Origin of the sequence: Jatrophihabitans sp. (genome assembly GCF_036000465.1) — a bacterium.
GTDB lineage: Bacteria > Actinomycetota > Actinomycetes > Mycobacteriales > Jatrophihabitantaceae > Jatrophihabitans.
Genome location: NZ_DASYFV010000066.1, coordinates 1 through 6,513 on the forward strand (window position 1 = coordinate 1; position 6,513 = coordinate 6,513).

Genomic DNA, 6,513 nt, shown 5'->3' on the forward strand with positions numbered 1-6,513 from the left:
GATCGAGGCGATCCAGTCGAGCACGCGTGGTGCGGTGGATGCGATCAGCGAGATCGGCGACATCATCGACCGGATCAACGACATCCAGACGACCATCGCCTCGGCCGTCGAGGAGCAGACCGCCACCACCAACGAGATCGCCCGCAGCGTGACCGAGGCGGCCACCGGCGCCAACGGCATCGCGGCCGACATCGCCGAGGTCGCCGCCGCCGCCAGTTCGACCCAGCGCGGTTCCGAGGACACCCTGGCCTCGGCCACCTCGCTCGCCGGCATGGCCACCGAGCTCAAGCGGCTGCTCGCACAGTTCCGCTACTGAGCCCGGACGAGAGACGGATCGAGGACACGTCGTGACTGTTCGCGTGGTGGTGGTCGACGACTCGGTCGTCGTGCGCCGCACGGTCGCCGACGTCCTGGGCGCAGCCGACGACATCGAGGTCGTCGGCACCGCCTCGGACGGCCGGCTCGGGCTGCGCAAGATCGCCGATCTCAAGCCCGACGTCGTGACCCTCGACGTCGAGATGCCGGGGATGGGCGGGCTCGAAGCGCTCGCCCACCTCCGGCGCGACCACCCGGAACTGGCCGTCATCATGTACTCGACGCTGACCGAGCGGGGTGCCGCCGCCACCTTCGAGGCGCTGGCCCTCGGCGCGGTCGACTACGCGACCAAGCCGTCCGGCGCGGTCAACCGTGAGGCGGCGGCGAGCCAGGTGCGCGACAACCTGCTGCCCCTCGTGCGCTTGTGGGGACGCCGCGCCGTGCCCCGCCCTCGCAAGCCGGCGCCGGTCGTCGTCGTCGTCGAGGAGACGACGCCGCTCGTCGTGCCGACGGGCCGGGTCGATCTCGTCGTGATCGGCGTGTCGACCGGCGGCCCGGACGCCCTCGCGGCGCTCGTGCCGGCCATCCGCGCCGACCTGCCGGTGCCGGTCGTCGTCGTCCAGCACATGCCGCCGGTGTTCACCACGATGCTGGCCCAGCGGCTGGACAACCTGAGCGGCCTGCACGTCGCCGAGGCCCAGGACGGCGAGACCGCGCGCGCCGGCAACGTGTACCTCGCGCCCGGCGGTCAGCACGTCGAGGTGCGGCGCGGTGCCGGTGGCCTGGTGCTCACGCTGTCCGACGCGCCGCCCGAGAACTCCTGCCGCCCGGCCGTCGACGTGCTGTTCCGCACCGCGGCGACCGCGACGCAGGGTCGGCTGCTCGGAGTCGTGCTCACCGGCATGGGCCAGGACGGCCTGATCGGATCGCAGCACATCCGCACCGCGGGTGGGGCGGTGCTCGCGCAGGACGAGGCGACGTCGGTCGTCTGGGGAATGCCCGGCTTCGTCGTCCGCAACGACCTGGCCGACCGGGTGCTGCCCCTCGAGCAGATCGCTCCGACGATCACCCGTCTCGCCACCGCCACCAAGAAGCCGGAGCCCGTGTCATGACCACCGTCAGCACCGACGACTTCACCTTCGTCGCCGACTTCCTCCGCCAGCGCTCGGCCATCTCGATCGGCCCGGGCAAGGAGTACCTCGTCGAGTCGCGCCTCACCCCGCTGGCCCGCGACATCGGGCTGGCCGACCTCAACGCGCTCATCGGCGAGTTGCGGCGTCCGTTCCCCGACCCGTCGATCCGTGATCGCGTGGTCGAGGCGATGACGACGAACGAGACCTCGTTCTTCCGCGACCAGCACCCGTTCGAAGCGATGCGCACGACCCTCGTGCCGCAGGTGATCGAGCGCAACGCCGGCGTGCGCCGCCTCAACATCTGGAGCGCGGCGAGTTCGACCGGTCAGGAGCTCTACTCGATCGCGATGCTGCTCGACTCGAACTTCCCCGAGCTGCAGAACTGGGACGTCACCCTGATGGGCACCGACCTGTCGACCGACGTCCTGGCCCGGGCCCGCGAGGGACGCTTCTCCGCCCTCGAGGTGAACCGCGGTCTGCCCGCACCGATGATGGTGCGCTACTTCGAGCGGGCCGGCGCCGAGTACGTCGTCGATGCGAACCTGCGGCGCTGGTGCACGTTCAAGCAGATGAACCTGGCCGAGGCGTGGCCCGTGCTGCCGATCTTCGACATCGTCTTCTGCCGCAACGTCCTCATCTACTTCGAGATCCCGGTGCGCCAGCAGATCCTCGACAAGGTCCGCCGCACGTTGACGCCGGGCGGCCACCTGCTGCTCGGTGCCGCCGAGACGACGCTCGGCGTCGTCGACGGCTACAGCCCAGTCCGAATCGGCAACACCGTCGCCTACCGCGTGGAGGCCTAGATGAAGGCACTGATAATCGACGACTCCCGGGCGATGCGCATGCTGCTGCGCCGCGTCGTCACGGGTCTGGGCTTCGAGGTTCTCGAGGCCGGTAACGGGCAGGAGGCCCTCGACGTCATCGCGGCGGGGGAGCTGCCCGACGTGGCGCTCATCGACTGGAACATGCCGGTCATGAACGGCCTCGAGTTCGTGTCCGCGATGCGGGCGAACACCGAGACGCGGGCGGTGACGCTGATGATGGTCACCACCGAGAGCGAGCGGACGCAGATCGTGCGCGCTCTCGCCGCCGGGGCCCACGAGTACCTGATCAAACCGTTCACCGAGGACGCGCTCGTGAGCAAGCTCGAGATGCTCGGCCTCCTCCCGGTCGTGGTGTGAGGACGAGATGACGAGCACGATTCCCGAGGTCGCGCCGGGCGACGAGGTCCCCGACGCGGCCACCCTGACCCAGATCGTCGGTGACGTGTTCACCGGCCTGCTCGGCACCGAGGTCGAGCCGCCGTTCGTCGCGCCGCACGGCGAGGACATCCTGCCGGTGTCGGCCACCGTGTCGGTCTCCGGCGGCTGGACGGCCCAGGTGGTCTTCGCCTGCTCCGACTCCCTGGCGCGGCGCGTGGCCGGCGACCTGCTGGAGCTGGATCCCGCCGCCGTCAGCGACGACGACATGCGCGACGTGCTCGGCGAGGTCGCCAACGTCATCGGCGGCAACGTGAAGTCGATCATGCCCGGCCCGAGCGCGCTGTCGTTGCCGCACGCGTCGCTGGTCGGCGAGCCGCCGTGCCCGCTCGACGTCGCGTCGCTGCAGCTCGAGCTGGCCTGGCACAACGAACCGATGCGAATCACCGTGTGGTCACCACCCGAGACGTGGCCCGTTCGCACCGTCAACGAGGAGAACTAATCATGAAGATCCTGGTCGCCGACGACAGTCGCGTGATGCGCCAGATCGTGGTGCGCGCCCTGCGCCAGGCCGGGTACGGGCACCACGACGTGGTCGAGGCGTGCGACGGGCAGGACGCCCTCGAGAAGGTCTACGACGAGCAGCCCGATCTGGTGCTCTCGGACTGGAACATGCCGAACATGAGCGGCCTCGACCTGCTCTCGAGCCTGCGCTCGGGCGGCGACACCCGTCCGTTCGGCTTCGTCACCTCGGAGGGGTCGCCGCAGATGCGCGACACCGCCGAGCGGGCCGGCGCGATGTTCCTCATCGCCAAGCCGTTCTCGGCCGACACCTTGCGCGACGCGCTCGAGCCGGTGCTCGGCTGATGGACACCAACATCGCCTCGCGCACCGAGCTCCCGCACGTCAAGGACGTCAAGGACCTCTTCGGCGACCTGTTGGGCCGTGATGTCGACGTCCTCGTCGGCGACGCCTGGGCGCCGATGCCGCTCGACCGGGCCACCGTGGCCGAGTTCGTCGACGACCAGGTGCAGCTGCGCGCGGTCGCGATGCTCGACCTGCCGCTGGCCGTCTACACCGGGGCGGCCGTCGGCCTGCTGCCGGCCGGCGGCGCCCGCGACATGGTCGACGAGCGCGATCCGAGCACGATGGTCATCGAGAACCTCTACGAGGTGCTCAACGTGCTGACCTCGGTCTTCAACGTCGGCACCAACCCGCACGTGAAGATCGCGTCCATGTACGCCCCGGGCACGCAGTTCCCGGGCGACATCGACCAGGTGGTCCGACGGCTGACCGGACGTCTCGACCTCACCGTGAGTGTTGACGGCTACGGCTCCGGCCGGCTGGCGCTGATCACCGTCCGCTGAACGCGATGCGGCCGTCCGCGCGGGCGGTCCGGGACCAAAGCCCTGTGGGTATCGGTCCGTTGGACCGCTGCCGCGGGGACGCACGTCCTTCACGATGAGGGCGTGCTTCCAGCGGTAGGCGGGACGGTCGACGGACTGAGCCGGTTCTCCGGACGCCTGCAGGTGACCGAGCGGGCGCGATCGGTCATTCGCAACCTGTACCGCATGAACGGGCCGCAGTGCCTGGTGCTGTGCTGGCCGAGCGGCGTGGCCCACCTGCCCTCGGCCCTGCACGAGGGCGGCCCGTTCGACGTCATCATCGGCCACGTGGCCGGCTGCCCCATCTACGCCGACCTGCGCCAGTTGGCCCTCTTCCGCGAGCGTCGGATCACCCTCGACGCCCCCGAACGGGTGATCTCGCCGCGTCCGCCGCTGCTGAAGGTGATCGGCGCGATGCCGGGCCCGTCCCGGACCGCCCTCGTCGGCTCGGCACGCTGACCTGAGCGCCGCTCCGTCCTACCATCGGAGTCCACCCCCGAACCGGTAGGAAGCCCCCTCATGACGACGAACGGGCCGCGCCTGCTCGCGATCGTCACGCGGGCGGCCGCGGGGACCGCGGGACTCATCGGGCTGCTCGGCCTCGCCGCCTGGGTGTTCGACGTCCGCACGGCCGACGGCCTGTCACCCGGGCTCACCTCCATGAAGGCCAACACCGCCATCGCCCTGATCCTGCTGGCGGTCGGTTGGTCGGTGCCGCGCAAGGTCGCGATCGGGCTCGGCGCGCTCGTGATCGGCATCGGCATCGTCGTGCTCGCCGAGTACGCGTTGCAGCGCAGTCTGGGCATCGACCAGCTGGTGTTCACCGACCCCGCCGGCGGCTCCTTCCCGGGCCGGCTGTCGATCGTCACCGCCGCCTGCGTCGCGTTGCTCGCCGCCGCCCGGCTGCTCGTCCTGTTCGGCCGGTCGCGCTGGGCCCAGGGCGCGGCGCTGGTGACGCTGCTCGTCGGGGCTTTGGTACTGCTCGGCTACGCCTACGGGGTCACGTCGCTCTACTCGGTGCGGCCGTTCTCGGCGATGGCGCTGCCGACCGGTGTCGCGATCGAACTGCTGAGCCTTGCCGCGCTCGCGTCGGTGCCGGACGGTGCGTTCCGCCGGATCGTGCTGGGCCACGACGCGGCAGCGCTGCTCGTGCGTCGTCTGCTGCCGGTCGCCCTCGTGGGGCTGCCGCTGATCGGGTTCGCCTGCCTGCTCGCCCAGCGCGACGGCGTTGTCGGCGGGGGAGCGACCCTGGCCCTGCTGGTCGTCATCTGCGCCGTGCTGGTCGGCCTGGTGACGTGGGCCGCGGCACTGCGGGTGGCGCGCGTCGACCTCGGCCGCACCCAGGCGATGGAGGAGCTCACGTACCTCAAGACCGATCTCGAGCGTCAGGTGCAGGAGCGGGCCCTGCAGCTGCAGCGCCGGCGCAACCAGGTCGCGGTGCTCGAGGACCGGCAGCGCATCGCCGCCGACCTGCACGACATCGTGATCCAGCGGCTGTTCGCGGCCGGGATGTTCCTGCAGGGCGGGGCGAGCGAGGCCGATGATCCCGCGGTCGCCCGGCGGGTCAACACCGCGATCGAGGCGATGGACAACGCGATCCGCGACCTGCGGGCCTCGATCTTCGAACTCGGTGGACGGGTCTTCGACGGCGATCTCACGACGGCCGTCGACGACGTGTGCGGCGAGTCGGCGAACCTGCTGGGCTTCCGCCCCGAGGTGACGGTCGACGACCCCGACTGGGAGGCCGAGGACGTCCGCGACGACGTGCTCGCCGTGCTGCGCGAGGCGCTCGCCAACGTCGCCCGCCACGCCGAGGCCACCTCGGTCGACGTCGTGCTGCGCAGTGCGGCCGGCGTCGTCTCGCTGACGGTCAGCGACGACGGCCGCGGCATGGCCGCGCACCCGGCGCGCAGCAGCGGCACCCGCAACATGCAGGACCGCGCCCGCCAGCGCGGCGGCGACTGCGTCTGGACCGGCGTCGCGCCGCACGGGACCCGGGTGAGCTGGCACGTGCCCGTCACCGCGCCCGCCGTGGAGGTCTGAGGCGTGGTCTCGGACGCCCGGACGCCCGTGTAATCTGAACGCGCCGTTCGGGTCCAGGCCCGGGTCGGTTCCCGGGCGATTAGCTCAGCGGGAGAGCACTGCCTTCACACGGCAGGGGTCACTGGTTCGATCCCAGTATCGCCCACCACCACGCAGGGCCCGAATCATTGGGCTGGAGCCGCTTGGCCCTCGATCGTCGGAGTCGCAGTTCGCGCGGCCATTCCCGCGTCATTCCCGCCATGGAACGATCGCGTTAGCGGTATTCACAGACGCGGGCAGCACCGGACATCGCCCGTCCGGGTGAGCGCGGTATCACGGGCCAACGCCCGGTCTCTTTCTGTGCGAACGGGTGCACGCGGCTTCGCGGTTCGGGCCTGGTGCCGAGGGGTTTGACGATTCCGGGCTGATGGGTCTTGGCTGGGTCCGGGTGGGCTATGG

General features: G+C 70.9%; 8 protein-coding genes, 1 tRNA gene and 1 pseudogene. All 10 read left to right on the forward strand.

What is annotated here, in order from left to right:
- Nucleotides 1-316, forward strand: a pseudogene (locus tag VGN18_RS18510) (hypothetical protein); the annotation flags it as partial.
- Nucleotides 317-347: 31 nt separating this feature from the next.
- Entirely contained in the window at nt 348-1,427 is a 1,080-nt protein-coding gene (locus VGN18_RS18515; RefSeq protein ID WP_327541201.1) for a chemotaxis response regulator protein-glutamate methylesterase, read from the forward strand.
- Complete coding sequence (locus VGN18_RS18520) at nt 1,424-2,251, forward strand: protein-glutamate O-methyltransferase CheR (RefSeq protein WP_327541202.1); 828 nt, start codon at nt 1,424-1,426, stop codon at nt 2,249-2,251. Before VGN18_RS18515 ends, VGN18_RS18520 begins: the two co-directional genes overlap by 4 nt.
- Nucleotides 2,252-2,629, forward strand: a complete 378-nt coding sequence (locus tag VGN18_RS18525; protein WP_327541203.1) for a response regulator — start codon at nt 2,252-2,254, stop codon at nt 2,627-2,629.
- A gap of 7 nt (nt 2,630-2,636) precedes the next feature.
- Nucleotides 2,637-3,149, forward strand: a complete 513-nt coding sequence (locus VGN18_RS18530; RefSeq protein WP_327541204.1) for a chemotaxis protein CheX — start codon at nt 2,637-2,639, stop codon at nt 3,147-3,149.
- Between the two features lie 2 nt (nt 3,150-3,151).
- Complete coding sequence (locus VGN18_RS18535) at nt 3,152-3,514, forward strand: response regulator (protein WP_327541205.1); 363 nt, start codon at nt 3,152-3,154, stop codon at nt 3,512-3,514.
- Nucleotides 3,514-4,014, forward strand: coding sequence for a hypothetical protein (locus tag VGN18_RS18540; protein WP_327541206.1), 501 nt, complete (start codon nt 3,514-3,516; stop codon nt 4,012-4,014). Before VGN18_RS18535 ends, VGN18_RS18540 begins: the two co-directional genes overlap by 1 nt.
- Nucleotides 4,015-4,116: 102 nt before the next feature.
- Complete coding sequence (locus tag VGN18_RS18545; RefSeq protein WP_327541207.1) at nt 4,117-4,491, forward strand: hypothetical protein; 375 nt, start codon at nt 4,117-4,119, stop codon at nt 4,489-4,491.
- Nucleotides 4,492-4,551: 60 nt separating this feature from the next.
- Complete coding sequence (locus VGN18_RS18550; RefSeq protein WP_327541208.1) at nt 4,552-6,075, forward strand: sensor histidine kinase; 1,524 nt, start codon at nt 4,552-4,554, stop codon at nt 6,073-6,075.
- A 73-nt stretch (nt 6,076-6,148) separates the two neighbouring features.
- A tRNA-Val gene (locus VGN18_RS18555) sits at nt 6,149-6,223 on the forward strand.
- Nucleotides 6,224-6,513: the final 290 nt, after the last annotated feature.